Raw genomic sequence first — 26,659 nt, 5'->3', positions numbered from 1 at the left:
ACCCCAAACAGCACCCCGGCCCCCAAGGTCAACAGCGATCCGGGAACCAGCGCCACCGTGGCAACCACATACACAACCATGAAAGCGACACCGCTCCAGGGCCCCAGATGCATAATTTCCGATAAAACCCACTCCAAGAACGCCTGCACGCTAACCAGCCTCCCTCAGCCCCAAATCGGTGAATTGCAAGGAATCCCTCGTTTTAGCACCCCAATCCTCTCCCTCTATAGAAATTTGCAAGAAATCCGCATCTATAAATCTGCTTCTGCCAACTATCAAGTCATCAAAAATTTTTGGAAAATCTTACTTGAAATTTAGCTTGATCTTTGCCCGATTGCTACTCGATAAATCCTGAATCTATAATCCCTTTACTCGTTCTCTTCTTCTTAGACAGTTAAAAGACCTGAATCGAAATTTTTCCCGATGAAGACCCCGACAATAGTAGTAAAATGGTTCAATATTATCTATTGCCACAGAATTGATTCCCACAAAATCACTGGAGCAAAAGCTGCAACTAAAACGGTAACCAAATCCCACCAACCTTGAATTTGACTTTAGAATCTTTTCAGAATCACTTCGTGAATGTCCTATGGATCAGCCGTCCCAAACTCCAATTCCGCTGCCTTCACACATTCACTACGAACTACTTCTTCAGTTGCTGGAACGAGAAACCAGTGGCACTCTCAAACGAGGCACGGAGGAACACCGACAGCTCCAAGAATTGGTGGCCACCCTCCGCCGGGCACTCGCCGTTCAAAAACAGTTGGAAGCCAGTTGCCAAAACAAACAGCTCCCGATCGAATATCACTGGTCGTTGAATCTGCCAGCCGTTGGCCCTCTGAGCAACGCTGCCAAAGGCGAAGAATAATCCAGGATCAATGATCAATCAGGAGCGATTGATCGATCGATTGATTGGCCAACCATCATCAATCAATTTCACCGATCAATGCTTGATCGACTTTTCATTTCGTATTGATCAATTTTTCATGATTGGCAGTTTGACTATAACCACCAAATTAGTGATTTTGGTTTAATATTGAAATAAATTCAAATGATTCAAGCAATTTCGATAACCTTTGAATAATTTCAAATTAAACTCACTATCGACTCTTTTTCTCCATTTGAATATTTTCTGAAAAAACGGCCACAGTTAATCAATAAAGTAATTTAGTTGCCAGCTTTAGCTGATTAAAAATTGGCAAACCCAAAGCTGATTTGATCAGAAAATTAAAGATCAAAGGCTAATAGGCTAATTTAACGAATTTAAATTAACCAAAATAGATCAACATAGATTAATCAAGATCACAAGATCGATTGATCACCAAAATCGCTGGCTTTTGCTCAATTTTTTGCCAGTTTAATTGGTCTTTCGTACCGTGCTCAGTTCCCAATCTTCCCAAGCAGGATGCCAAAGGCCCCAGGCGATCGCCCAAAGTGCTTGGGATAGCTCGTTTTGTGACCCATGGCGATCGCTAATTCTTAAGGATTGACCCAAGCCAGCCCGATCGAATCGACCCCATTTCAGAGAGGCTTGTGCCAGTTAGCGGCAGACTGATTTTGGTTTTGCCTATATTTTTCTCTGAATGCTAATTGCAAAAGATTCTCGTTTCTGTCGATTCCGAAACCTGTAAAAACCCCTCCCAATTAAAGATCCAGCCCATCAACGACTCAAGACAAATCTGCCGAATCAGGCGATCGCTTACAGTTTCCAATTTGCAACAAACTGAAATAATTAGCAGGATTATTTTTATCGAATTGTGTCAGATCCTAGAATTGCAGATCAGCGCCAATCGGCGATCTGGTAAAAGTGCCTAGAGAGCAAGCGTTTTCGAGTTTCCATCCTCATCCAACCCAGCCGCAGGAGAGAGTACCGGATGTTCACCTACGTCAAGCCCGCCGTGCGCCACGTCCAACCCGAAGATCTTCGGGGGCGGTCTTTAGTCAAGGTGGTCTACGTCGTTCTGGAAGCGCAGTACCAGAGCGCCTTGACGGCAGCAGTCAAGTCGATTAATGCCAACAATCCGAATGTGGCCGTGGAAATCAGCGGCTATTTGATTGAAGAGCTGCGTAGCCCCGAAAATTACGAAGCCTTTTGTGATGATGTGGCCAGAGCCAATATCTTCATTGCTTCATTGATCTTTATTGAAGACCTGGCCGAAAAGGTGGTGGCCGCCGTGCAGCCCCACCGCGATCGCCTCGATGCGGCCGTGGTTTTCCCGTCCATGCCCCCCGTGATGCGGCTGAACAAGCTGGGCACCTTCTCGATGGCGCAATTGGGCCAATCCAAGAGCGTGATCGGTGAGTTCATGAAGAAGCGCAAACAGCAAAACGGCAGCGGCTTTGAAGACGCGATGCTGAAGCTGCTGCGGACGCTGCCCAACGTGCTGAAATTCCTGCCCGTGGAAAAGGCCCAGGATGCCCGCAGCTTCATGCTCAGTTTCCAATATTGGCTGGGTGGCTCGCCGGAGAACCTGGAAAACTTCCTGCTGATGCTGGCCGATAAATATGTCTTTAAAACGGACAAATCGGGCCGCGATCAGTCACGCGAAAAGATTGATTTGGATTATGCCGAGCCGGTCACCTATCCCGACATGGGGATTTGGCACCCGCTAGCTCCCAAGATGTTTGAGGATACCAACGAGTATTTGGCTTGGTATCGCAGCTCGTCAGTCGTGCCCGATGCGGTGCGTGATCCCGATGCGCCCTGTGTGGGTTTGGTGTTGCAGCGGACGCACTTGGTGACGGGTGATGACGCGCACTATGTGGGCATGGTGCAAGAGTTTGAAGCCCAGGGCGCGAAGGTGATCCCGGTGTTTGCGGGGGGCTTGGACTTCTCAAAGCCGGTGGATGAATATTTCTATCTACCCAGCAAGAACGGCGGCGAACCGACCACGATCGTTGATGCGGTGGTGTCACTGACGGGGTTTGCTCTGGTGGGCGGCCCAGCTCGCCAAGATCACCCGAAGGCGATCGAATCCCTGAAGCGCCTCAACCGTCCCTACATGGTGGCGCTACCGTTGGTGTTCCAAACCACCGAAGAGTGGGAAGAAAGCGAGCTGGGCTTGCACCCGATCCAGGTGGCGTTGCAAATTGCCATTCCTGAGTTGGATGGGGCGATCGAGCCGATCATCGTCTCCGGTCGCGACGGCAACACCGGCAAGGCGATCGCCCTGCAAGACCGGATCCAGGCGATCGCCGAGCGCGCCCTCAAGTGGGCCAACCTGCGCCGCAAACCGAAGCTACACAAGAAGGTGGCGATCACCGTCTTCAGCTTCCCGCCGGACAAGGGCAACGTGGGTACGGCGGCCTATTTGGACGTGTTTGGCTCAATCCACGAGGTGCTGCAAGGGCTGAAGCGCGAAGGCTACGACGTGCAAGACGTGCCCGAGTCGCCCAAGGAACTGATGGAAGCCGTCCTGAAGGATGCCCAGGCCCAATACGCCAGCCCCGAGCTGAACGTGGCCTACCGCATGAGCGTGCCGGAATACGAAAAGCTCACCCCCTATTCCAAGAAGCTGGAAGAAAACTGGGGCAAGCCGCCGGGGAACCTGAACAGCGACGGTCAAAACCTGCTGGTGTTCGGGAAGCATTTCGGCAACGTGTTCATCGGTGTGCAGCCCACCTTCGGCTACGAAGGCGACCCGATGTTGCTGCTGTTCTCGCGATCGGCTAGCCCCCACCACGGGTTCGCTGCCTACTACACCTACTTGGAAAAGGTCTGGGGCGCGGATGCAGTGCTGCACTTCGGAACTCACGGTTCGCTGGAATTCATGCCCGGTAAGCAAATCGGCATGTCCAACGACTGCTATCCTGACAGCCTGATCGGTTCAATCCCCAACCTCTACTACTACGCGGCCAACAACCCCAGCGAAGCAACGATCGCCAAGCGCCGGGGCTACGCGGAAACGATTTCCTACCTAACTCCGCCCGCTGAAAATGCCGGTCTCTATAAGGGTCTGAAGGAACTGAGCGATTTGATCGGCTCCTACCAAACCCTGAAGGACACGGGCCGCGGCCCCTCGATCGTCGATGCGATTATCGAGCAAGCCCGCGCCGTCAACCTAGATAAGGATGTGGAACTGCCGGAAACGGCTGGGAAAGATCTGAGTTCCGAGCAACGGGATACGGTGGTTGGCTCCGTCTACCGCAAGCTGATGGAAATCGAATCGCGCCTGCTGCCCTGCGGTTTGCACGTGATCGGTAAGCCCCCCACGGCCGAAGAAGCGGTGGCCACCCTGGTCAACATTGCCGCCCTCGATCGCCCCGAAGACGGGATCATCGCCCTGCCCCGGATCATCGCCAACAGCATCTATCGCGACATCGAAGAGATCTATCGCAACAGCGATAAGGGCGTGTTGGCCGATGTGGAGCTGTTGCAACAAATCACCCTGGCCACCCGCACGGCGGTCAAGGCCATGGTTGATGCCCAAATCGACACCGATGGTCGCCTCTCGAAACTGGCGAAGTTCAACTTCTTCGGCTTCGGAACTCAGAAGCAGCCCTGGGTTGAAGCCCTGGGTGAGGCTGGGTTTAACAACGTCGATCGCGACTCCCTGAAACCGCTGTTCGAGTACCTGGAATTCTGCCTCCAGCAAATCGTGGCCGACAACGAGATGGCCTCCCTGCTGCGGGCCCTCGAAGGCGAATACATCCTGCCTGGCCCCGGCGGCGACCCGGTGCGGAACCCGGAAGTGCTGCCCACGGGCAAGAACATGCACGCCCTCGATCCCCAGTCGATTCCGACCACGGCGGCGGTACAGTCGGCCAAGGTGGTGGTCGATCGCTTGCTCGATCGCCAACGCCAGGACAACGGCGGTGCATACCCCGAAACGATCGCCTGCGTCCTCTGGGGAACCGACAACATCAAGACCTACGGCGAATCCCTGGCGCAGATCCTCTGGCTGGTGGGCGTGAAGCCCGTGCCCGATGCCCTGGGTCGCGTTAACAAGCTGGAACTGGTCTCCCTTGAGGAACTGGGTCGCCCCCGGATCGACACGGTGATCACCTGCTCCGGCGTGTTCCGGGATCTGTTTGTGAACCAAATGGCCCTGCTCGATCGCGCCGTCAAGATGGCCGCCGAAGCCGACGAGCCGTTGGAAATGAACTTCGTCCGCAAGCACGCCATGGCCCAAGCGGAAGAACTCGGCATCAACCTGCGCCAAGCCGCCACCCGCGTGTTCACCAACTCCTCCGGCTCCTACTCCACCAACGTTGGTCTGGCCGTGGAAAACGGCACCTGGGAACAGGAAAAAGACCTGCAAGACATGTACCTGTCGCGCAAGTCCTTCGCCTTCTCCGCCGACAACCCCGGCGAAATGGAGCAGTCCCGCGAGTTGCTGGAACGCGCCCTGAAGACCGTAGACGTGACCTTCCAAAACCTGGATTCGTCGGAAATCTCCATGACCGACGTGTCGCACTACTACGACTCCGACCCAACCAAGGTGGTGGCCAGCCTGCGCGGTGACGGCAAAAAGCCCGCCGCCTACATGGCCGACACCAGCACCGCCAACGCCCAGGTGCGCACCCTGTCGGAAACCGTCCGCCTGGATGCCCGCACCAAGATGTTGAATCCCAAGTGGTACGAAGGGATGCTGTCCCACGGCTACGAAGGGGTACGCGAGCTGGCCAAGCGCCTGAACAACACCCTGGGCTGGAGCGCCACGGCGGACGCGGTGGATAACTGGGTCTACGAGGATACAAACGACACCTTCATCGCTGACCCCGAAATGTGCAAACGGCTGATGGATCTGAATCCTCACTCCTTCCGCCGGATGCTCGGCACATTGCTGGAAGCCAACGGCCGCGGCTACTGGGATACGAGCGATGAAAACCTCGATCGCCTGCGGGATCTCTACCAAGAGGTGGAAGACCGCATCGAAGGCATTGAATAACGTCTTCGGCTGGCATACCCAGCGCTGATTGCTAGCATGGAGATAGGTCTTCTGTCTCCATGCTTTTGTTTGTGGAAGGATATGGTTTGAAATGTATATAAAACGTCTAGCGCTAGAAAATTATCGAGGCTTTCAAAACCTCAACATCGACTTTCCAAAAGAAAATCGCAATCTAAATGTTTTTGTCGGAATAAATGGTGCTGGCAAATCTTCTATCCTTGATGCTCTATCTGTAGCGCTGCAAGGTTTTGTTTATAGTCTTTACTCGCTACAAGACGAAAATGTTGAGTGGTCTCTTCGTGACTTAGACCAATTTGATGTTCATCCTGATGATATTCAGATTGATTCTGACCATTTCTTTGTAGCGGCTGACTGGGGAGATGACTACAAAACAATTGCATGGTCAATTTCCTATCAACAATACCTCCGACAGCTATCACTCTTTGACTTGGCGGATGTAGATAAACAAGCCAATGCCGATTTTCTTTTGTCAATTCATGCTCAAGAGTTATCTGATTACTTTAAGTCAGTTGGTGTTCAATCTGAAAAATTTAATTCCTCAAAATTGATTGATACTCAATTTTTGCCAATAATAGCATACTATCGAACTAGGAGAATAGAAGTTTATTCGTCTTATAATCAACGAGTTCAATCACCGATCTATAGCTTGCAGTCTCCTTATGGCGACTATCCCAACTCATTTAGCATTTCATCTCAATATATTGCTTCTCTTTCTGAATGGTTTACGAGTGAGGAAGATATCGAAAATGCTAAACGGTTAACATCAAATATTGAATATCGACGACCTAACTTACAAGTTGTCAGGTCTGCACTAGAAACATTTGCCGAACAGATGGATTGTAGTTTTCTTCAAAAAGTTCAAGCTGCACGATTGCAGAAAAATCTTTGGAACCCTAGAACCTTACTAACAGTTCAAAAAGAGTCAATCAGATTGAAAATCAATCAACTCTCTGATGGAGAAAGAGTGCTGTTGGCGCTGGTGCTTGACATTGCTCGTCGTATGGCTGTTTTCAATCCTTTTACTAATACGCCTGAGGAAGCCTTGCAGGGAAAAGGAATTATATTAATCGATGAAATCGATTTACATTTGCATCCTACCTGGCAACGTATGATCTTACCTGCTTTGACAACTACTTTCCCTAATTGCCAGTTCATTGTGACAACACATTCGCCTCAGGTCATTAGTTCAGTACCTAGCGAATCAATCTTTGTCCTAGATGGTGGCTCAGTGATCTACAATCCTGGCTATACCCACGGTAGAGATGCCAATTCAATTCTTCGAGAATTAATGGATGTCTCTGATCGGATGCCTAAAATTCAGGAAAAAATTGATGAATGCTTTCGCCTTGTTGATGATGAAAATCTAGAGGAAGCCAAGATAAAGCTGAAAGCGCTCAACGAAATTTTGGGTAACAATGATCCAGATATCATCCATCTTAAAACCATGATTGATTTTCTTGAGGAAAATCCTTCTTACCCTGAGCTAACGAGCTGATCGCAAAGATTTATGAAATATATCTCAAAAGCCAAAAAAGAGCCTACTTACTGGCAGGAATACTGTGCAAAGGTTCAAGCTTCTGGCATGTCTGCAAAAGAAGGCTATGAAGCCAGTGATGTGCCTAAAGCTAGACTCTTAGAAGACTTGGTAAAAGAGCAGGGAGCAATCTGTTGCTACTGTATGCGTAGAATTCAGAAAAATTCGAGCGCACCACCACATATCGAACATTATTTACCACAGTCCCTGTACCCTGCTCTGGCTCTTGATTACAAAAACTTATTAGCTGTTTGCCAGGGGAGGTCAGCGGATGGAAAAAATATCTCCTATCACTGCGATCATGAAAATGCTAAATCTAATCAAGAATTAAATTGTCTCGATCCACGCGATCAGAGGTGTGAATCTGCTATCAGATACCGTCCCAATGGAAAAGTAGACGGTCAAAATAACCTTGATGTAGAGGAAGATATTCAGACACTGAATCTGAATTCACCTGTTTTGGTCAACGGGAGACGTGACAGCCTCAAGGAAATAGAGGAAATGATTCAGAAAGCTTTTAAAACAAAAACTGTTACCAAAGCATTTATCCAAAAGCAAATAGAACGATATAGTAGCCGTGACTCGGATGGATGCTTTAAGGAGTATTGCCAAGCCATAGTTTATGTTTTGAAGAAACGCTATTTACCAAAAGCTCAGTGATCTACGAGAGCCGGAACACCAGACGGGAACCCTACCATGCGAGAAAATCGTTGGCTTTTGAAGTCGATCGGGCTGGCGGAATGGCGACCTAAGGATGAGCGATATCGCTTTGCTGACCTTTACGTTTATGGGTTTAATATGAACAAAAAAGGGATGCGATAAGGCATTTTGTTGATGTAGCTGGTTACGGGCTGGCCGAGATAGTACGGAACTAGGGATCAGGAAGAGCATTGAAGAAACTACAAGCCGATCGCCCTGTTTAAGAATATCGATTTCATTGTTGATCTTAGTGTGGAAGTAATGCATCGCATCGCTTCCACACCAAAGTTTGCACCTATCAAAACCAATGAGTCAACAACTGGGCACTGTTAGAAATGACTTGCCAAAGTCCGATGAAAGCTAAGATTTTGGTGATGTAGGCTAGCCAGTCAGTTTTAGCTGTTGACCTAGCAGCAGCATGGCGCTGTTTCATGGTTGATGCTCCTGGTTACCATTTTTTGTAGGGCAGGAATTTTCCATTCATGGTGATTTTTACGCGATCGCCCTTGGGATCTTCTTCTTTTTCAATGTCCAAGGTGAAGTCGATCGCGCTCATGATCCCATCACCAAACTTCTCATGAATCACAGCTTTCATCGGCATTCCATAGACCTGCATGATTTCGTAGAACCGATAGATCAGCGGATCGGTAGGAACCACGGGCCCCAGCCCTTTCACCGAAGATTCTGTCAGTTCTGGCACTAAATCTTCGCTGAGTCCCAGAGCGTTGAGCAGCTTGCTAGCTTCATCAGCAGAGGCAGACGCTTGGCGATAGATCACTGCCGCAATCCACACTTCATCCCGACCGATCGCCTGTTCTAACTCCGTGAATGTCACCCCCTTTGCCTTTTTAGCTGTCAATAGGGTTGCGGTGATTGCGGGAATTTCAGTGGTAGACATATTTTTTCCTTTCTTTTCCTTTCAATGTTTGGGTTGCGTTGCTGATTTTGACGGGGTTGATTCTGTCTGCGGCCAACGGTGGTTATTTCCGCACCCGAGACTCTTCTACAGCCCGAGTTTCATAGGACAAATGCTGCTCCATTGCCGCTTTGAGTTCGTGATAGCCCGGATATTGATCCAGTTCTTCCCGACGGCGCGGCCGAGGAAACGGCACATCCAGCACCTGAGCAATACCCGCAGCCGGGCCCCGTGTCATCATCACAATCTTGTCAGACAACAGCAGCGCTTCTTCAATGCTGTGGGTAATCAAGATCACGGTCTTGCGTTCTTGCTCCCAAATTCGCTCAATTTCGTCTTGGAGAAAACCGCGTGTGAGCGCATCCAAAGCGCCAAAGGGTTCATCCATCAACAAAATTTGTGGATTAATTGCCAGCGCCCTAGCAATGCCCACCCGTTGCTTCATTCCCCCTGAAAGTTCATGGGGGTGTTTAGCCTCGGCTCCCCGTAGCCCCACCAAACCGATGTAGTCTTGGACGATCGATTTCCGTTGGGCAATTCCCATGGTCGGGTAGACTGTTTCCACCGCAAAATCGATGTTTTCAGCAACCGTCATCCAGGGCATCAGGGCATAGTTTTGAAATACAACGCCGCGATCGGGCCCAGGTGCAGAAACCGGCTGACCATTGATGCTGACTTGTCCCGTGGTGGGCTGAGATAATCCCGCAATAATGTTCAGCAACGTGGACTTGCCACAACCCGATGGCCCAATGATCGAAACGAAGGTGTTAGGCTCCACTTCCAGATCAATGTCCGCGATCGCCACAAAAGATTTTGAGGTGCGCCGCAGTAGTTTATCCATCGTGCCCGTGCGTCCCGGGAATACTTTGGAAATGCCACGCAGTGTCAGATGCGCCACTGGGGGTTCAAGGGAGGGGAGCGCCATTTTAGATGCAGAAGATTGCATAGGTTAAGACCTTTGGCCAAAGGAAACTCGATGTTGTAACACACCAAAGAGGTAGTCCATCAGCAGCCCTACCAGCCCAACAATCAAGATGGCAGTAATGATGCTGGTGATCTTCAAGTTATTCCACTCATTCCAAACGAAATAGCCAATTCCACCGCTTAGCAAAATCTCCGCCGCCACAATCACCAACCAAGCAATTCCTAGGCTAATTCGTAGGCCGGACACAATGTTGGGAGCAGCGGCCGGCAAAATTACCTTGGTAATGATTCGCCAGCGGGAAGCGCCTAAGGTGTGGGCCACGTTCAGATAGGCTGGATCCACATTGCTGACCCCGAACTTGGTGTTAATTAGGGTGGGCCAAATGCTGGTGATTGCGATGACAAACAGGGCTGTTCTTTCCGAATCTCGCATGAGCGCCAAGCCCAATGGCAGCCAGGCGAGCGGAGAAACAGGACGCAGAATTTGGATGAAGGGATCAACGGCTTTGGAAACCACGGGCGATAGACCAATCAAAATTCCCAGGGGAATGGCGATCGCCGTGCCAATCAAAAAACCGCTCAAAACTCGGCGCAAACTGGTCAATAACAAGAGACCAATGCCCTGATCATTAGGCCCATTATCAAAAAACGGGTTTGAGATCCAAAACCAAAGATCGGCGATCGTTTGGCTAGCAGAGGGCATGATGGGCAAGAAGAGTTTGGAATTTGCGCCCAACTCCCACAGACCCAAAAACACTAGCAGAATTCCCACAAACAACAAGAAGGCTTGTTGGTCGGTATTCAGCCGAAATGGCTTAACCTTTGATGGAGCAGAGCGGAGTACTTCATTGGTCACGATGGTAAACCTCGCTAGACTTTAAACCGCTTGATTTGCTCATCAACATAAGCGGCGGGGTCTTTGGGATCGAAGGTGTCGTACTTCAGCTTTTCAGACCGCTCGGCAGTGCTGGGCGGCGTTTGACCCAGTTCTTTTTGCAGTTCCGCTGCCAAATCCGTCAAGAAGATATCTTGGGCCATCTTGTCGTAATCTGCTTTGTCTTTGGGCATCAGATCCCAGCGGACTAATTGTGCTGCAATCCACTTGGAAAAACTCTTCCAAGGATAGGGATCAAAGCCAATGCGATCGGGCACATCCTGCGTATTGCCCAGCCCATCTTCAAATTTGCCCGTTAGCACAGCTTCCACCACAGGCAAGGGTTGATTGAGATACTTACGCTCAATCAAAGCCTTAGCGATTTCAGGACGATTAGCTGGCGTATTTGCATAGGCAGCCGCATCAATAATCGACTTGTTCACGGCCCGGAAGGTGTTGGGATTTGCATCAATCCACGATTGACTAGCGGCAAAAGCACAGCAGGGGTGTCCATCCCACAGATCTTTCGTCAGCATGTGAATGAACCCAACCTGTTCAAAAACAGCCCGTTGATTGAAGGGATCAGGCATCAACATGGCATCAATTTCACCTGCTGCCATTTTGGCAACGCTGTCCGGCGGTGGCACGGGTGAAATTTGCACATCCTTATCTGGATTCAGTCCCCCAGCCGCTAGGTAATAGCGAATCAGCATATTGTGCATCGAGAAGGGGAAGGGCACACCAATTTTGAAGCCCTTGAAGTCTTTGGCTTCCTTCACCTTGCCTTTATGCTTGGCAGCAACGGTAATTGCCTGACCATTGATGTTTTCAATGCTGGCCAGCTTGATAGGAAATGCTGCTGAACCTAAGCCGAGGGTGATCGCGATCGGCATGGGAGAAAGCATGTGATAAGCATCGAGTTCACCCGCGATCGCGGAGTCCCGAACAGCAGCCCAGTTGGGCATCTTTTTCACTTGCACATTCAAGCCATATTTGCTGTAGAAACCCAGCGGCTCCGACATCACGATCGGGGTGGCGCAGGTAATCGGAATGAACCCGATCGTTAAATCCTTTTTCTCCAAATTCGTTGGAGCATCCGCCGCAGGGGACTGATCTGTTGTGGGGGCTTGACCCTGTTGTGGGCCGCAGCTAGCAGCGGCGATTAATGCTCCAGCCACCACCACCCGTTTTAGGAATTCTCGTCGGCTAAATTCACTATTGTGAATGGTGTTGCTAAAAAATTCCGTGGAGTGAACACCGAATGCGGCTGCAAATACCTGATCAAGCCCGCCTGCTTCCTTAATCAGCGCCTGACAAAAGCGTTCTCGCTCTGGGTTGCCGCCCATCTGTCGTAGCAGCAGCGCTTCTTTCATCTCCACTTCAGTCAGTGTCCTGGCCAGCTCTAGGGTTTCAGGCTTGTACAAACCCATCCGAATGAGATCATTAACGAGTTCTGCCGGATCGTGGGGCATTCCTTCGGCCGCTTGCCAGTGATCCTGAGGAAAATGAGTTCCTCCGCAGGGACAACGACTGAGTTCGACTTGAGCCTGAGAGCGAATATCCACTGATGACATGAGCTGCTCCAATTGGTATTGCGCAGGACAACATTCGGGTCTGTTGCCTTGCACAATACCAAGGAATAATGGGCGATCGCATTAGAATTTTTTTGGCAAGAGTAGGATTTTTTTTCGCTCTTCAAAGAACAACCTAGAACTTTGTGGGAAGTTTAGAAAATTCTCATTTGGAAAATAATGCGCTAGAAGTCCCTAATTTCGGAAAAATCAAGCAAAAAGCGTCAATTTTTCTGAAATTTTGGAATCACACCTGCGCTTTATGCAGAGATAGTTCTATACACAAATAATTGATCTATTTTGTTGTATTCAATACCATTCCTATGCGAATCGTAGTCGCACAGAGTTTCGCCAGGACTGGGGCGGATCGCCATAGAGCTGCCGAAATTGGCGAGTGAAGTAAGCCACGTCTGCATAGCCCACTCCCGCTGCAATTTGGCGCACGGGTTGATCGGTTTCACAAAGTAACATTCGTGCCTGGGACATACGGCGTTCCGTAATCCAACGCTTGATGCTGTAGCCCGTTAGCTCTTGGGTCAAATTCGTTAAATAGGCGGGAGAATAGCCGACCGCCTTGGCCACATCATTTAACCCGATCGGGCGGTGATAGTTGGCTTCGATGAATGCAAATACTTGCGATAAACGAGAACAGTCAGGAAAAATTCCGTTTTCGGATTGACCGTTTATTTTGCTTTCTGCTGGGGATGCATGAAAACTCGCTGCCAATTGGGCTTTTCGTTCTAGGCGAGTAGTGATCGCCGCCAACAATTGCTCAACGCTACAGGGCTTGGTTAAATAATCATCTGCGCCCAATTCCATCCCCTGGCGCAAATCTGCCATGGTTGCTTTGGCAGTGAGGAAAATAAATGGAATTGCAGCGGTGGCCGGATGGCGACGAATGGCCGATAGAACGCTGTAACCATCAAGATCGGGCATCATAACGTCGCAGATAATCAAATCTGGCAGATGCATTTGGGCTAACTTGATCCCGATCGAACCGTTCTCAGCCTCGATCGCGCAAAACCCCTCAAACGTCAGACATCCCATAAAGATGCTGCGGGTTTGCGCTTCGTCTTCAATCACCAAAACTTTCGTCATGAACTGCCTGATTTACAGTAATGACCTGGGTGGTGTACCATGCCGGCCAAGTTTCAGGCGTATTCTCCAAATCGTGTAGTGTAAGAGGATACACATCCTCATCAGTCGCAAAATTTGTCAGGGATTCTGGACATCATGCGGCAATATTATTGGTCACAGCCTGTTTCAAAGCCGACCACGACACCGGCTGAGGCGCATATCTCCGCCTTACGAGCATCGCCGGAAACTGACCTAGAAACCCTGCGTCGCCAGCATGAGTTAATCCTGAATGCGGTGGGCGAGGGGGTCTATGGGCTGGATTTAGCAGGTCGAGTAACCTTTGTGAATCCAGCGGCGGCCAGCATGATTGGTTGGGAAATTCAGGACTTAATTGGTCAGTCCATGCATTCGGTTTTGCATCATTCCAAACCCGACGGCCAACCCTATCCCATCCATGACTGCCCAATTTATCAAGCTTTTCAAGACGGACGAATTCATCGTGCCAATACGGAAGTTTTTTGGCGCAAGGATGGATCGAGTTTTCCCGTTGAATATATCAGCACGCCCATGCAAGATCAGCAGGGAAATGTGATTGGAACGGTGGTTACCTTCCAAGATATTACCCAACGCAAATGGGCAGAGACTTTGTTGCAGCGAACCAATGAGGAGCTTGAGTTAAAAGTGCGCGATCGCACGGCTCAACTTCATCGTGCCAATCAAGAACTCCAGGAGCTAAGCGATCTCAAATCTCGCTTTGTTTCGATGGTTTGTCATGAATTTCGCAATCCACTGAATAATATTTTGCTGTCAGCATCATCGCTTGACCGTTATGATGCACAGCTTTCCCACGAGCAGCGCCAAAATTATCTTCAGGGAGTCAAGAACGATGTAGAACGCATGACTCAAATGATTGATGACATTCTAGTGATCGGTAAAACTGAGGCCCATAAGCTCATGGTTCAACCTCAGCCGATCGAGCTAGTGCAGTTTTGCCATGGCTTGGTAGCAGAAATGCAAGCAATATCTGATCAACAATCACTATCGATGTTGAGTCGGCATCGTCATGTGATGGCCAACTTAGACGAAAAACTATTGCGATCAATTCTGACCAATATTCTCTCTAATTCAATTCGATATTCCCATCACCGTCAAAGCCCAATTTGTTTGCGACTGTCAAAGCGTAGCGGCCAGGTGACGTTCCAAATTTGCGATCAAGGCATCGGCATTCCCCGCGAAGATTTACCCCACCTATTTGAACCTTTTCGTCGAGGTAAAAACGTCAGTAATATTCCTGGAACTGGCTTGGGTTTGAATATTGTCAAGCGCTTTGTAGACTTGCAGCATGGAACAATCAAAGTAGACAGTAAGCTCAATGTAGGGACAACTTTTAAAATTACGTTACCGCTTGGTTGGAGCGAAACATAGAAATAAGGCATCAATTGCGAGATGAAGCGAGCGATCGCAGCGAAATCGCCCAAACAAGTATTTCTAATTTGCATGGGGCTGGCTGATCAGTTGCAGAGATTCAGAGGATTGGTTGCATAGGGATCAGGCGATCGCGCTAGAATCGGCTCCACTGTGCTATTTCAAGGGCCGATGGGCAACACCACCGACTCCTGCATGTCCCAATACGATATTCCGGCGCTGATTGCTGGCTATTCGCGCGGCTATTTTTTAATGGCCGATGAAACGGGTAACGATTTGGGCTGGTATTGCAGCCGGGAACGGACACTGATTCCGCTGGACGATCGCTTCCGATATCCCAAGTCCCTGCGGCGAGTGCTGAATCAAAATCGGTTTACGGTGGCGATCGATCGAGCATTTCGGGATGTGGTGGAAGGCTGTGCCGATCGGGACACCACTTGGATCTCGGAAGAGCTAAAGGAAATTTATTGGGCGCTCCATTGCGCTGGCTATGCCCACAGTTTTGAAACCTGGCAGGGCGACCACCTGGCCGGCGGCGTTTTGGGAATTGTGATCGGTGGGGCGTTCATTGGCGAATCGATGTTTTATCAAATTCCCGATGGCTCAAAGGTGGCAATGGTCAAGCTGGTTGAGCATCTGCGCCGTCGCGATTTTCTGTTGTTTGATGCCCAAATGATGAATCCACACTTGGAACGATTTGGGGCTTACAACATCCGCGATCGCCACTACGAGGTGCTGTTGCATCGGGCAACCCAGCATCGCTGCTCATTTTGCTAACTGCATTGCTAGCCATTTTGCCAGTGGTTAGCCAAGCGGTTAGCAAAGCAGTTAGCCAGTTTGAAAAAGTCAGGGATCAAAAAGCGATCGACTCCTCTGTTTCAGGAATCGATCGCGCTGTGCCAAACGATTAGTAACGCTGGCAATTGTTCGGAAATTGTTCCGCAAACCACCGTTAATCAGACGGTGGTAATGGGACGCTAATCAACTGGGATCAGTAATCAACTGGGAGTAATTACCTACCGACGGCGGAAGCTGCCAAAGCTCGATCGCATCCGCACGGGCGATCGCCCAAAGCTGCTGCCAAAGCTGCTGCGGGGCCGGGGAGCAGCCACGCGACGGTTAGGGCTACTGCGGAAGGTGCTGCTCCCAAAGCCGGAGCCAGTGGCCTTGGCTCGGTTGTTGGCGGCTGGGCGGTTCAGACCCGTGGCATTGCGAGCCACATTGCCGGTGGCGCGGAACTGCTGGCGGTTACGCTCGGCCACGGGGGCAGCGTTGTAGCGGTTTTGATAGCTGCTGATGGCATCACCGTAGCTGCGACCATAGCCGCCGTAGCCCACCAAGGGGCGACCGGGCAAATAGGCCGGGGGCAGCACGTAATGGGGTGCAAACAAAGCATTCGCCACCACTTGACCCGCGATCGCCCCAGCAAAGGGAGACCAGAAACTAGACTCACGGCGAACAATCACCGTTTGTTGCTCACCCGTTTGGGGATTGGTTTGGACAGCGGTTTCGCTATGGAGATATTCGATTTTGAAGTCTTCGTTGAGGTACAGCACGGGCTGACCGTCTTTCATGGCCAGGTAGGGCTTTTTCCCTTGGGCGATCGCCTCGTCATCCAGCCGGGCCATCTGCAACTCGGAGGTGCGAAAAACCGGCGAAGCACCAGCGGGCGTGTTTAACAGCATCAGGGCATATTCCCCCGTGCCGTCGTCATAGGCAGCCTGCTGAACCGGATAGTCGCCCGTGGGCAGGGATTTGGCAGCACTAGGCGCGGCGGCCACAATGGCGCTGGGCAAGGCTTCCGCTCGCACCACCGTTGGTGAGCCGGTGATCGTGACCCAGGCGATCGCGATCGCCAGTACCAAAGCCAATAATTTTCGGAGCATAGGGCTATCTCAAAACAACAAAATCACGCTTGAGGCCATTGGGCGGCCAAGAAGCTGAGTTCTGTGGGCCAAGCCGGCAATGGGCCAAGTCTGCAATCCGCCAGCAACGAATCGATCGCGCGGTGGCGGCCGAACCAAGAGCCGCAGCCCCAAAACAACAAGCCAAAACAGCAAGCGAGCATTGATTAAAAAAGACCGACCCTGATGTCTCGGATTGTGATTCCGATGGGACGGCATTCCTCCAAAAGACCCCCTAAGCGGGAGTTTCTACAGCGGAATCAGTTCCGGGAAATTTTGCAGGAGCTGATCATTCGTTAGCTCATCTCCCAGACGGGCAGGGGCAAAGTGTACCTGCACAGCCCGCAATTTTTGATTGTAGTGGAGGTTTGCCAGAGCCTTGAGACCCGTTGCTAAGGCTTCAGAATCGGCCAGGTTGGTTTCGAGGCTGGGGACTTCGCCTTCATAGCCCACCGTCAACATCACCAACAGGTTGCTCGTGGCCGGGAGGGTCAGCAGGTCGTCATCCAGTTGGCTGGGCAAATCCAGGTCAGGTTGACTGAGATAGCGGGCCGCCGAGTCGGTGAATAGGTCATTGAACCGATCGCCCGCTTCTCCTTCATCCCAAAACACATCCCCCTCATTGCTGGCGGACTGCCAATAGGTTCGATATTGCAGCAGGCTTTCGCAAAGGTCTGACAGGCCTTGGCCCAAAACGTCCAAGTCCCCTTCCGCTTCGATCGCCTCCCGAGCAATTTGGTTGAGCTTGCCCAGCAAGGGGGCCACTTCTGACCCAGCTAGATGCACAAAAATGCGGGTGACGACGAAGCGGCTTTTGCCCGTCAGTCGATTCCACTGATCACCTAAACTCATGGTTCTGGAACGCTATTGACGCGATGTTGACGCGGTACTGATTCGAGATCAAATCAATCCGGTTTGAATGCAAATTGAATACAAATTGAATGCAACAGGAGTGGCTCAAAATCCAAAAGCGTGCAAGCCTTGGCTTGCCTACCGTCCAGCTTATCCTGTGGAGCGGGGGCGGCTCTGGCGAGATAACCGACCGCTGGCCGGCCTAGCGGAATGGTGGCTGATCGGGTACCGATTGCGTTGCATTCCTGAGGCGTGGTGGGACGAGGGGAGTTCTAGGGAAGCGATCGATCGCGCGATCGGGGCAAATGGGCGGCGTTTGGGCGATGATTCGGCGGTAGTCGGGATTTGGGAATGGTGAAAGGTGTGCGGAGTGGTTGGTATTGGCGAGCGATCGGGCTGGTGGGCTGCCTGGGATGGCTGTGGGGTGGAATCCTGACTCCAGCCGGGGCCGAGCCGGGGCCGGCTGGGCAAGCGCCCCAAACGCCCTTGGACTGGCGTTATCAATATCGCAAAGTGCGCCATCCCCAAGGCTTTTGGGCGATCGAACTGCCGATTGATTGGAATATGCCGCTCCATCGGGATTATCACTCGGTGTTCTATAGCGAGCCGATCGCCCCGTCTCGAGGATGGCAACCCAAACCCCTGCCCCGATCGCTGATTCGGTTGGATTTGGTGCTGCTAGATCAATCCATGGAAGCGGCGGAAACGGATTTAACAACTCGGGCAGAAGCGGCAGGCTTGACCTTAACCGAGCGATCGACTCTGAGCTTGGCCGGGCGATCGGCTGTGCGAATGGTTTTAGATCGAGTGATTTCAGATCGGGTGATTGCAGATCAAGTAATCTCGGATCAGGCAATGCCAAATCCGGTGAGTTCAGAGGCCAAAGACGCAAAGGACACAAAACCAGAAGCGGGCCCAGAGTTCGATCGCACCTGGCTCACCCTGATTCCCGTCACCCCGCGCTTGAGTTTGTTGCTGGTGGGGAGCTATAACCCCCGTGAAAATCCGACGGCGGAGGCGGTGCTAACCAAAATTCACCGTTCGATCGAGCTGTTTTTTGAACAACCCACCGACATACGCACACCGGCCCAGCAGTTACTTCCCCTGGAGTTGCCGCCCTTGGAAAATTCACCCAGCGATCGGGAACCCCAAACCCCCTAGAAATAATCCAATTCAAAACAACTCAACACAATTCAATTCAAAACCATCCCAACTATCAAAACCATCAAAAATGGGGCGATCGAGAAGTTTGATCGCCCCATTAGTTAATTTCTGGTTAATGCATGGGTCGCTGATAACAGGCCCTTGGAACTAGGAACCCACCGTAGCCGGTTCCAGCTTTTCCAACATCAGCTTCGATCGCTTCAACAGGGCTGGCACTGGAATTGGGTAGCGACCATTGAAACAAGCCGTACAGAAATTCTGCGTGGCATCCTGGGTGGCTTCCAGCATCCCTTCTTCGCTCAGGTAAGCCAGCGTATCCACACCAATTTGATCGGCAATTTCCTGCACTGACTTGGTAGCCGCAATCAGTTGCGATTGGTTATCCGTGTCGATGCCATAGAAGCAAGGATGGGTGACCGGCGGCGAAGAAATGCGCATGTGAACTTCCGTGGCTCCCGCATCCCGCAAGGCTTTTACAATCTTGCGGCTGGTGGTTCCCCGGACGATCGAATCATCCACAATAATCACCCGTTTGCCCGCGAGCACATCCCGCAACGGGTTCAGCTTCATCCGAATTCCCGATTCCCGCATGGTTTGGGTCGGTTGAATGAAGGTGCGGCCCACGTAGCGGTTTTTGATCAACCCTTCGGCGTAGGTGATGCCCGAAACCTGGGAATAGCCGATCGCGGCAGGAACACCGGAATCGGGCACAGCAATCACAATGTCCGCATCGATCGGGGTTTCGATCGCCAAACGCCGTCCCAACCGCATTCGATAGCTATAAAGGCTGTCGTTGTGGAACTTGCTGTCTGGGCGAGCGAAATAGATCATCTCAAAAACGCACAGCTTCGGCTCCGGCTGCGTGGCCCAAAAGAAGGAGGCGAGACCATCGTTCGTGATCCAAACCATTTCCCCCGGTTCCACATCCCGCAGATAGTCCGCGCCGATGATGTCTAGGGCACAGGTTTCCGAAGCCAGCACATAGCGCTCGGGCACACCGGGCAGCGTGCCAATCACCAGCGGTCGCACGCCGTTGGTGTCGCGAGTGCCGATCATGCCGTCGGGAGTCCCAATGACCAAACTGAAGGCCCCTTGGCATTGCTGGAAGGCCCGAATGGCCCCTTCCATCCAACCCAAACCGCTGTCCACCTCTTGGCCAATGGCGATCGCGATCGCCTCGGAGTCCGTGGTGGTGGCAAATTCACAGTTGCGGGCGGCCAAAGAATCTCGCAGTTCCGCCGTGTTGACCAAGTTGCCATTGTGGGCCAGGGCCAAAGACCCCAAGCGCGTTTTCACCACGGCCGGTTGTGCATTGACACGACGGCTGGATCCGGTGGTGGAGTAGCGGGTGTGGCCCACGGCCAAATTTCCCGGTAGCTCTTGCAGGATTTTTTCGTTGAAGACTTGCGAAACGAGGCCCATATCCTTGTGGACATGTACCGTTGAGCCATCAAAGGTGGCAATCCCCGCCGATTCTTGCCCCCGGTGCTGGAGTGCAAAGAGGCCAAAATAAGCAAGGGTGGCGATGTTTTCGCCCGGCGCGTAAACCCCAAAAACGCCACAGGCTTCTTCGGGTTTGTCGGGCCGATCGCCCATCAGATCGAACAGGTCTTCAGACTCGGAGGGAAACATTGGGCGACAATGACTCCTAGCAGCAAGAGCGGGTGAATTAGCAAAAAGACGGTCAGAATCGCGATCGAGTGAGGCTGGCGCGGCTGGTTAGCGCAACGTTTCCTGAGCCAGGTGATTCCTGGTGCAGCGATTGGAAGCCAAAAAATCGGCCACTCAGGAAGTTAACAAGCTCTTAACGATCCCGCCTTAACAGTAACAGAAGTTGCGGAATCGATCGGCTGTGGCGATGGCGAATTCAAGGGCAATCATCATTGGGGCAATTTCCATGGCATCCCGATCGCGCCTCCAATGATCCTGCTGGCTCCTGATCGGCTTGCTGGGCAAGCACCAAGCTCGCCCCTGTGGCTGATCAGCGGTTCATCACCTGATTGAACTGCTGATTGATCGTCGTTGATCATTAAGTTGATCGTTATCGATCATCAACCTGACGATCAATGAACGATCAAACGATCAATCGATAACGATCAACAGTGATCCTTGGTGGGCGATCGAGCGGCGCGAGATGACGGGGCAATCTCCCTTAAACCAACCGCTCCATCCGGCGGGCGATCGACTCGCTCCAGCCTTCGGTCATGGTTGCCAGGGCCGCATCGATCGCCGTTGCGCCGTCCGGTGCGTTGATCACCAATCGATCGCCCCCGACGGTTCCCAGCTTGGCCCAATCGGAGCCGAGCTGCTCCGTCAGCCAGATTTCAAACTCGGCCGCGCGATCGCCCGCCACGGACACCACGATCCGCGCCCCACCTTCGCCGAATAGGGCCGCATCCCAGCGATCGGCTCCGGGGTCGATCGTCACCGTTGCGCCCAGGTTGCCGCTAATGCAGGACTCGGCCAGGGTGACGGCTAGGCCACCTTCGGCGCAGTCGTGGGCCGATCGAATCCAGCCCTGGCGAATGCCGTCGCGGCAAGCGGCTTGCACGGCCCGCTCCCGATCGAACTCCACCACGGGCGGCCGACCGGCGATCGTGCCATGGATCGCCGCCAGATAATCCGACGCGCCCAGGGTGACGGGAGCTTGCGCGCCCAGCAGGTAGATCCCATCGCCCGCCCCTTGGAAGCCCTGGCCGGCGATTTGGTGAATGTTCTCGATCGCCCCCACCATGCCCACCACGGGCGTGGGATAGATCGCCTGGGGATTGCCCTCGGAATCCAGGGTTTCGTTGTAGAGCGACACGTTGCCGCCCGTGACCGGCGTGCCCAACTCCCGGCAGGCATCGGCCAGGCCGCGACAAGCATTGGCCAACTGCCAATAGCCCACGGGCTTTTCGGGGCTGCCGAAGTTGAGGTTATCGGTCACGGCTAGCGGTTCCGCGCCCACACAAGACAGGTTGCGGGCCGCTTCTGCCACCACGCCCAAGGCTCCTTGGTAGGGGTCGAGGTACACATGGCGGGCGTTGCAATCCACCGTGGCCGCCACGCCCTTAGTGAAGGGTGTGCCGTTGTCCGTAGCCAGTTGGGGCCGCAGCCGCACCACCGCCGCATCGGCTCCACCGGGCACGATCACCGTGTTGTTCTGCACCTGGTGATCGTATTGGCGATAGACCCAGGATTTCGAGGCGATCGAGGGGGTTTCCAGCAGGCTTTGCAGCACCGCACTCCAGGGGCGATCGGCTAGCCCCGCCACCGAACAAGCGGGCAACGAGTCCGGCGACCAAGCCCAAGCCTGTTGCGCGTAGGCCGGCGCTTCTGCCATCAGTTCCCGGCGATAGATCGGGGTATTGTCCGCCAGGGCCGTCGCCGGAATTTCCGCCGCGATCCCGCCCTGGAACCGAATTCGGACGATCGACTCTTCGATCACTTCCCCGGCCACCACCGCTTGCAGACCCCAGCGGTGGAAGATGTCGATCAGCTCCTGTTCGCGGCCCTTGTGCGCCACAAACAACATCCGTTCCTGGGATTCCGACAGCAGATATTCGTAGGGAACCATCCCCGACTCGCGCACGGGAATCTTGTCGAGATCCAAATCGATGCCTACGCCGCCCTTGGCCGCCATTTCCGCCGTGGAGCAGGTGATGCCCGCCGCGCCCATGTCCTGGGCCGCCGCCACTGCACCGGTTTTGAAGGCTTCCAAACAGGCTTCGATCAGAGATTTTTCGAGGAACGGATCGCCCACCTGCACGGCCGGGCGATCGTCCATCGACTCATCGGTCAACTCCGCGCTGGCAAAGCTGGCCCCGCCCATGCCGTCGCGCCCCGTCGTGGATCCCACGTACAGCACCGGGTTGCCAATCCCATAGGCTCCCGCCTTGACGATTTCCGGCGTTTCCATCAGCCCCAGGGCCATGGCATTCACCAGCGGGTTGCCACTGTAGGCGGGGTCGAAGTAGACCTCACCGCCGACGGTGGGCACGCCCACGCAGTTGCCGTAGTGGGAAATACCAGCCACCACCCCTTCAAACAGGCGACGGTTGCGGGCATCATCCAGGGAGCCAAACCGCAGGGCATTCAAAATGGCGATCGGGCGGGCCCCCATGGTGAAGATGTCCCGCAGGATGCCGCCCACACCGGTCGCCGCCCCCTGGAAGGGTTCCACGGCGGACGGGTGGTTGTGGGATTCGATCTTGAAGGCCAGGTGCAGCCCATCGCCCAGATCCACCACGCCAGCGTTTTCGCCGGGGCCCACGAGGATGCGCGGGCCGCTGGTGGGAAATTGGCTGAGTAGGGGGCGAGAATTCTTGTAGCAGCAGTGTTCCGACCACATCACGCCAAACATCCCCAGTTCAGCTTTGTTGGGGTGGCGGCCCAGTCGATTCACAATATCGACGTATTCATCGGGCTTGATGCCTTCGGCGGTGATCTCAGCGATCGGGAAGGGTGCAGATTCGAGAACGGTTTCGGGGGTTGACACGGCTTTGGTGGCGCGATTCAGAAAGCGCCCTAATTGTACAACCGAGGCGATCAGCGCGCCCGCCCCCGATGAGTAAGCGCTGCAATTGGCTGAGATCTCTTGCTTCCTTAGGTGGCTTGTTAAAGTTTTGGGATATTTCTCTGACAATAATCAGCGAACCAGTTCTGAGTTACTTTAACAAATACTTATTCAATTCTTGAACTAATTGATAGACAGTCGTTGATGGATTATCCTTATCTGGAGAATGCCGTTTTCCATAGCTTTTCAATAGTCGACTTGCATGTGCAATCGCCTGTTCTTGTTTTTCAAGTAGTTCCTCATATAGAAATGGATCGCATTTCTTATATTTTCTTCTCATTAATGACTCTAACATTTTCTTATACTCTTGTCTGGATATAGCACAGTCATAATAGTTGTAGTGCAGGAGATACCATAATTCAAAAGCTTCATTAGAGTATGCAACTCTTATACCGCAACTTTTTGCTCTTTGAATTGCTCCCATGAACTTATTGCTGGGAACCGAGTCACGGTCAAAGACACACCAAACTTGATCGATATCATCATCCTTATTTTTTTCTTCAATTGCCTTATCAACAATGCTCAAGGGGTCTTGACCTAAACCAATAACTACTACCTGTTTAGATACTACTGGAAAAGCCTCAAAGTAGTTTTTTTCAGTTTTTGTGCCTTCACACACAATCAAAAATCTTTGCTTGGGCTTCATTGTATTTTCTTTTCTGGCTAATCCCGTTCGACTTAGGGACGTTCTTTGATACTTTTTCATGGCTATTATCAATTTCAAAGGTTCACTATTACAACTACTCATTCTCAGAGGATATCCAACCTAGGCTATGAAGGCTACCAAAAAAAGGAATTGCTCCAAATCTACCGTTTAAGTAGCCTTTTTGCAATTGAGCAGATGTGATTTTAAACTCAACAAGTGAATAGATTGCTGATGATCCTCGCGAATCTTTTTCCACTAACCATACTTCATCACGCCGGAGAATATCAGCGTCTAGTAAGTTAGTATCATGGGTCGTGAAAATCAGTTGACTTCGCCGAGTCTCTCCATCGCAGCACTCTAAAGAGTATTTCAGGAATTGCCGCGACAGCAAAGGATGTAAACAACGATCCAACTCATCTATAAAGAAAACCCTTTCAGCATCTTCTTGCAAAAGGAATAGCGCAGGAAGTAAATCAATCAAGCGCCGCGTTCCATCTGATTCTTTGTCAACTGGAAATTGAATTAGCCCATCATTTTCATGTCGATGAACTGTCTTGAGCTGCATCAACCTTATACTAAGGTCTTGCTCTTTCCTAAGGAGAAGTCTCTTGCCATAAACATTTTCAAGTACGACTAGAGATTCTTCAGGAGTATCTTCTATTATTTGCTCAAGTTCTAATCGACGATCGTCCGGGAGATCTGGCAAGTGCTCTTCTAAATCCAGAGATAGCTCGTCAATAGTGATAGAGTCAATGCCAGTTCCAGAAGATTTCAAGAAAGCACCTAAAAAATTCTTGAATTTTTCACTAGACAGAATTTGTATCTCCAATCCGGAATATCTTGCTCCTGCTGTAATAGTAACAAGAACATCGCTAAACCATTTAAAGACCGGATTCAATAAGGTAATATTCCGATTGGCCGCCTCTGTTAAGAAGAGTTGATTATATCGTGTACCACTAGCAATAAATTGTAAATTGCCAGCCTGCTGCTTGTTTTTTCTAAGAACAGCACCAACTTTGAGATCTATGCCATTATTTTCATCAGTGAGGCGTTCAAACAAGCAAACCTCACGCTTACCGTTTGGCATAATGGCGTAAAGCCACTCCTCAAAGATTTTCTTGCTATCTAGAACAAAACCATATGAGTAAAGTCCATCTTCATAGAGGAATACAAACTCAAATTTGCTAGGATTTTTGCCTCTATCTGATAACTCAAACACTGGTACAGGAATTCTTCGGTCAAGTCTTGTGCCTTTAGTAATCAAGTTCTTGGCAAATGCAATTGCTTTAATCAGGTTGGACTTGCCAGCGCCATTTGCGCCATAAACCGCAGCAATAGGTAGCAGAGGTGGCTGCTTTTTAAAGGGGTGATGAATTAAATGGTCAGGGTGTTGATTTTCACTTTCTGCTGAGACCATACTGAAAGTGATTTCATTTTCAAATGACAAGATATTACTTAGAGTTACTTGTAATAGCATTTAAAATGTCAGCCAATTACTTAGATTATTATTTACTGCTTTGTCCTTCAGATTGGACAAATACGGTATGGTTTGTAGCTCAGTGCTATTCTGCCAGCCTAGCAGACCAGTAGGATTTTTGCGACCAGGACTTTTCTAATTAAGGCAAGTCAGACAGCGCTCATTTTACAACCGAGGCGATCAAGTGGCGCTGTCTGTCTCTGTTTGGGAGTTTAGAGGCGCGATCGCGACAGGATTCGCACCACTTGATCGGGTTGGCCCGTGGGGACGGCGGGACTCCAGAGGATGGTTTCGCCGATGCCGCAGAGGTGCAGGCTCTTGACCAGGCGATCGACCCACTCGCTTTGACCCACGAGGATGATCCGGTTGCAGCGATCGTCCAGATGGTTCAGGCGTTCCAGAATGGGGCGATCGCCTCGATCAAGCTGACTGTGATTGTCGTCGGTTGGCATAGCCATAGTTATGTTCCTTCAATAATTGCACCTGGAAACAGAATAGATCGATTTGATTCCGATCGCAAACACTTTAGTTGCATTTGGAAACATTTACGGGTTGCTATGCCTCTGAGACCATTGGGGCATGGGAAAAGCCGGAAAAGCGCTACGCACAACGCTGCAACAGTACAACATCGCCCAGAATCGACTGGCGGTGAGCATGGGCATCAATCGAGCCACCATTAGCCATTGGTTCGCGGAAACACGCGACCCGACGGCGGAATCGATTCCGGCGATCGTGGATGCGCTGGAGCGGTTGAACCCAGAAGCGGCGCGAGCTTTTATTGAAGCCTATTTGGGCCGGGCGATCGGGGAGCTGGCTCCTAAAGAGTCTGAGGGCGAGGGCTGAGCGGAAACGGCCGGAAAAGCATTACGCGAAACACCCCACAGTTAGCCTGCTGTCCGAAGTCAGCAGACGAGGGCTATGGGTATTGGTTGGGCGGCCAAGAGCGGGCCGAAAATGAGCTGTTGATTAGGTCATTCAACAGTTAATTGATCGTGGGCAAAAATGTTAACTGCTGTTAGATTTGTTGTATCTTTCTCAGTCTAATTTAAAAATTTAGCATCCATAAATTTAGGACTCAATTATGTTTTTATACCTCGTGATTTTGCCCAGAAGTGTTGAATCTAAA

Annotated in this window: 22 protein-coding genes; 9 read left to right on the top strand and 13 right to left on the bottom strand. The window is 51.5% G+C overall.

All coding sequences use genetic code 11. The features are described from left to right. Nucleotides 1–589: 589 nt before the first annotated feature. Complete coding sequence (locus AMR42_RS07945) at nt 590–868, top strand: DUF5340 family protein (RefSeq protein ID WP_099532921.1); 279 nt, start codon at nt 590–592, stop codon at nt 866–868. Nucleotides 869–1,357: 489 nt separating this feature from the next. On the opposite strand, the gene AMR42_RS20320 is transcribed toward AMR42_RS07945, so the two are convergent. Further along, on the bottom strand, nt 1,358–1,495 hold the full coding sequence (locus tag AMR42_RS20320; protein WP_158234399.1) for a hypothetical protein: 138 nt from the start codon (nt 1,493–1,495) through the stop codon (nt 1,358–1,360). A 379-nt stretch (nt 1,496–1,874) separates the two neighbouring features. On the opposite strand from AMR42_RS20320, the gene AMR42_RS07940 reads away from it, so the two are divergent. The 4 genes from AMR42_RS07940 (at nt 1,875) to AMR42_RS21365 (ending at nt 8,268) form a co-directional block, all read left to right on the top strand. Then, the gene (locus AMR42_RS07940) at nt 1,875–5,891 is read left to right on the top strand and encodes a magnesium chelatase subunit H (protein WP_099532920.1); all 4,017 of its coding nucleotides are present in this window, start codon (nt 1,875–1,877) and stop codon (nt 5,889–5,891) included. 91 nt (nt 5,892–5,982) lie between these two features. Then, the gene (locus AMR42_RS07935) at nt 5,983–7,407 is read left to right on the top strand and encodes an AAA family ATPase (protein WP_099532919.1); all 1,425 of its coding nucleotides are present in this window, start codon (nt 5,983–5,985) and stop codon (nt 7,405–7,407) included. Between the two features lie 12 nt (nt 7,408–7,419). Further along, nucleotides 7,420–8,106, top strand: coding sequence for a retron system putative HNH endonuclease (locus AMR42_RS07930; protein WP_099532918.1), 687 nt, complete (start codon nt 7,420–7,422; stop codon nt 8,104–8,106). A 36-nt stretch (nt 8,107–8,142) separates the two neighbouring features. Next, nucleotides 8,143–8,268 (top strand): hypothetical protein, encoded by a 126-nt coding sequence (locus tag AMR42_RS21365; protein ID WP_255407535.1) that lies wholly within the window; start codon nt 8,143–8,145, stop codon nt 8,266–8,268. Nucleotides 8,269–8,593: 325 nt separating this feature from the next. On the opposite strand, the gene cynS is transcribed toward AMR42_RS21365, so the two are convergent. The 5 genes from cynS to AMR42_RS07905 all read right to left on the bottom strand — a co-directional run bounded on the left by cynS (nt 8,594) and on the right by AMR42_RS07905 (nt 13,528). Continuing rightward, nucleotides 8,594–9,043, bottom strand: coding sequence for a cyanase (gene cynS, locus AMR42_RS07925; RefSeq protein WP_099532917.1), 450 nt, complete (start codon nt 9,041–9,043; stop codon nt 8,594–8,596). Between the two features lie 82 nt (nt 9,044–9,125). Next, nucleotides 9,126–10,007: an ABC transporter ATP-binding protein gene (locus AMR42_RS07920; RefSeq protein WP_099532916.1), complete on the bottom strand. Its 882-nt coding sequence runs from the start codon at nt 10,005–10,007 to the stop codon at nt 9,126–9,128. A gap of 3 nt (nt 10,008–10,010) precedes the next feature. After that, the gene (ntrB, locus tag AMR42_RS07915; RefSeq protein ID WP_099532915.1) at nt 10,011–10,841 is read right to left on the bottom strand and encodes a nitrate ABC transporter permease; all 831 of its coding nucleotides are present in this window, start codon (nt 10,839–10,841) and stop codon (nt 10,011–10,013) included. Between the two features lie 14 nt (nt 10,842–10,855). Then, on the bottom strand, nt 10,856–12,433 hold the full coding sequence (locus AMR42_RS07910) for an ABC transporter substrate-binding protein (RefSeq protein WP_099532914.1): 1,578 nt from the start codon (nt 12,431–12,433) through the stop codon (nt 10,856–10,858). Between the two features lie 318 nt (nt 12,434–12,751). Then, entirely contained in the window at nt 12,752–13,528 is a 777-nt protein-coding gene (locus tag AMR42_RS07905; protein ID WP_099532913.1) for a response regulator, read from the bottom strand. A gap of 135 nt (nt 13,529–13,663) precedes the next feature. Between AMR42_RS07905 and AMR42_RS07900 the strand changes: the two genes are divergently transcribed. After that, on the top strand, nt 13,664–14,932 hold the full coding sequence (locus tag AMR42_RS07900) for a PAS domain-containing sensor histidine kinase (protein WP_099532912.1): 1,269 nt from the start codon (nt 13,664–13,666) through the stop codon (nt 14,930–14,932). Between the two features lie 195 nt (nt 14,933–15,127). Continuing rightward, nucleotides 15,128–15,709, top strand: a complete 582-nt coding sequence (gene aat / locus AMR42_RS07895) for a leucyl/phenylalanyl-tRNA--protein transferase (protein ID WP_099532922.1) — start codon at nt 15,128–15,130, stop codon at nt 15,707–15,709. Between the two features lie 239 nt (nt 15,710–15,948). Here the strand turns inward: aat and AMR42_RS07890 are convergent, their stop codons facing one another. Continuing rightward, nucleotides 15,949–16,818, bottom strand: a complete 870-nt coding sequence (locus tag AMR42_RS07890; protein ID WP_099532911.1) for a hypothetical protein — start codon at nt 16,816–16,818, stop codon at nt 15,949–15,951. Between the two features lie 267 nt (nt 16,819–17,085). After that, a complete protein-coding gene (locus tag AMR42_RS07885; protein WP_099532910.1) occupies nt 17,086–17,688 on the bottom strand; it encodes a DUF1517 domain-containing protein in 603 nt (200 codons plus the stop codon). Nucleotides 17,689–18,039: 351 nt separating this feature from the next. Between AMR42_RS07885 and AMR42_RS07875 the strand changes: the two genes are divergently transcribed. Next, complete coding sequence (locus tag AMR42_RS07875; protein WP_099532908.1) at nt 18,040–18,849, top strand: hypothetical protein; 810 nt, start codon at nt 18,040–18,042, stop codon at nt 18,847–18,849. A gap of 150 nt (nt 18,850–18,999) precedes the next feature. Here the strand turns inward: AMR42_RS07875 and purF are convergent, their stop codons facing one another. From purF to AMR42_RS07850, 5 genes are all read right to left on the bottom strand, one after another. Continuing rightward, entirely contained in the window at nt 19,000–20,484 is a 1,485-nt protein-coding gene (purF, locus tag AMR42_RS07870; RefSeq protein ID WP_099532907.1) for an amidophosphoribosyltransferase, read from the bottom strand. 520 nt (nt 20,485–21,004) lie between these two features. Next, the gene (gene purL / locus AMR42_RS07865; RefSeq protein ID WP_099532906.1) at nt 21,005–23,332 is read right to left on the bottom strand and encodes a phosphoribosylformylglycinamidine synthase subunit PurL; all 2,328 of its coding nucleotides are present in this window, start codon (nt 23,330–23,332) and stop codon (nt 21,005–21,007) included. A gap of 169 nt (nt 23,333–23,501) precedes the next feature. Next, a complete protein-coding gene (locus tag AMR42_RS07860) occupies nt 23,502–24,116 on the bottom strand; it encodes an RloB family protein (RefSeq protein ID WP_099532905.1) in 615 nt (204 codons plus the stop codon). A 34-nt stretch (nt 24,117–24,150) separates the two neighbouring features. Then, nucleotides 24,151–25,533, bottom strand: coding sequence for an ATP/GTP-binding protein (locus AMR42_RS07855; RefSeq protein ID WP_099532904.1), 1,383 nt, complete (start codon nt 25,531–25,533; stop codon nt 24,151–24,153). Nucleotides 25,534–25,745: 212 nt separating this feature from the next. Further along, nucleotides 25,746–25,991, bottom strand: coding sequence for a hypothetical protein (locus AMR42_RS07850; RefSeq protein ID WP_143472982.1), 246 nt, complete (start codon nt 25,989–25,991; stop codon nt 25,746–25,748). Nucleotides 25,992–26,112: 121 nt separating this feature from the next. Between AMR42_RS07850 and AMR42_RS07845 the strand changes: the two genes are divergently transcribed. Further along, complete coding sequence (locus AMR42_RS07845) at nt 26,113–26,376, top strand: helix-turn-helix transcriptional regulator (protein WP_099532902.1); 264 nt, start codon at nt 26,113–26,115, stop codon at nt 26,374–26,376. The last annotated feature ends 283 nt before the right edge of the window (nt 26,377–26,659 follow it).

The sequence above is a fragment of the Limnothrix sp. PR1529 genome, assembly GCF_002742025.1.
Taxonomy (GTDB): domain Bacteria; phylum Cyanobacteriota; class Cyanobacteriia; order CACIAM-69d; family CACIAM-69d; genus CACIAM-69d.
The sequence above is the reverse complement of the archived record's forward strand: the minus strand, read 5'-3'. Positions and strand labels throughout refer to the sequence as shown.

Coding starts and splice junctions, on each gene's coding strand:
- AMR42_RS07920 (WP_099532916.1), bottom strand. CDS start 10,007: ATGCAATCTTCTGCATCTAAAATGGCGCTCCCCTCCCTTGAACCCCCA.
- AMR42_RS07900 (WP_099532912.1), top strand. CDS start 13,664: ATGCGGCAATATTATTGGTCACAGCCTGTTTCAAAGCCGACCACGACA.
- AMR42_RS07885 (WP_099532910.1), bottom strand. CDS start 17,688: ATGAGTTTAGGTGATCAGTGGAATCGACTGACGGGCAAAAGCCGCTTC.
- AMR42_RS07875 (WP_099532908.1), top strand. CDS start 18,040: ATGGTGAAAGGTGTGCGGAGTGGTTGGTATTGGCGAGCGATCGGGCTG.
- AMR42_RS07905 (WP_099532913.1), bottom strand. CDS start 13,528: ATGACGAAAGTTTTGGTGATTGAAGACGAAGCGCAAACCCGCAGCATC.
- AMR42_RS07910 (WP_099532914.1), bottom strand. CDS start 12,433: ATGTCATCAGTGGATATTCGCTCTCAGGCTCAAGTCGAACTCAGTCGT.
- AMR42_RS07855 (WP_099532904.1), bottom strand. CDS start 25,533: ATGCTATTACAAGTAACTCTAAGTAATATCTTGTCATTTGAAAATGAA.
- AMR42_RS07860 (WP_099532905.1), bottom strand. CDS start 24,116: ATGAAAAAGTATCAAAGAACGTCCCTAAGTCGAACGGGATTAGCCAGA.
- aat (WP_099532922.1), top strand. CDS start 15,128: ATGTCCCAATACGATATTCCGGCGCTGATTGCTGGCTATTCGCGCGGC.
- AMR42_RS07890 (WP_099532911.1), bottom strand. CDS start 16,818: ATGCTCCGAAAATTATTGGCTTTGGTACTGGCGATCGCGATCGCCTGG.
- AMR42_RS07945 (WP_099532921.1), top strand. CDS start 590: ATGGATCAGCCGTCCCAAACTCCAATTCCGCTGCCTTCACACATTCAC.
- AMR42_RS07930 (WP_099532918.1), top strand. CDS start 7,420: ATGAAATATATCTCAAAAGCCAAAAAAGAGCCTACTTACTGGCAGGAA.
- AMR42_RS21365 (WP_255407535.1), top strand. CDS start 8,143: ATGCGAGAAAATCGTTGGCTTTTGAAGTCGATCGGGCTGGCGGAATGG.
- AMR42_RS07935 (WP_099532919.1), top strand. CDS start 5,983: ATGTATATAAAACGTCTAGCGCTAGAAAATTATCGAGGCTTTCAAAAC.
- AMR42_RS07850 (WP_143472982.1), bottom strand. CDS start 25,991: ATGGCTATGCCAACCGACGACAATCACAGTCAGCTTGATCGAGGCGAT.
- AMR42_RS07940 (WP_099532920.1), top strand. CDS start 1,875: ATGTTCACCTACGTCAAGCCCGCCGTGCGCCACGTCCAACCCGAAGAT.
- purF (WP_099532907.1), bottom strand. CDS start 20,484: ATGTTTCCCTCCGAGTCTGAAGACCTGTTCGATCTGATGGGCGATCGG.
- AMR42_RS07845 (WP_099532902.1), top strand. CDS start 26,113: ATGGGAAAAGCCGGAAAAGCGCTACGCACAACGCTGCAACAGTACAAC.
- cynS (WP_099532917.1), bottom strand. CDS start 9,043: ATGTCTACCACTGAAATTCCCGCAATCACCGCAACCCTATTGACAGCT.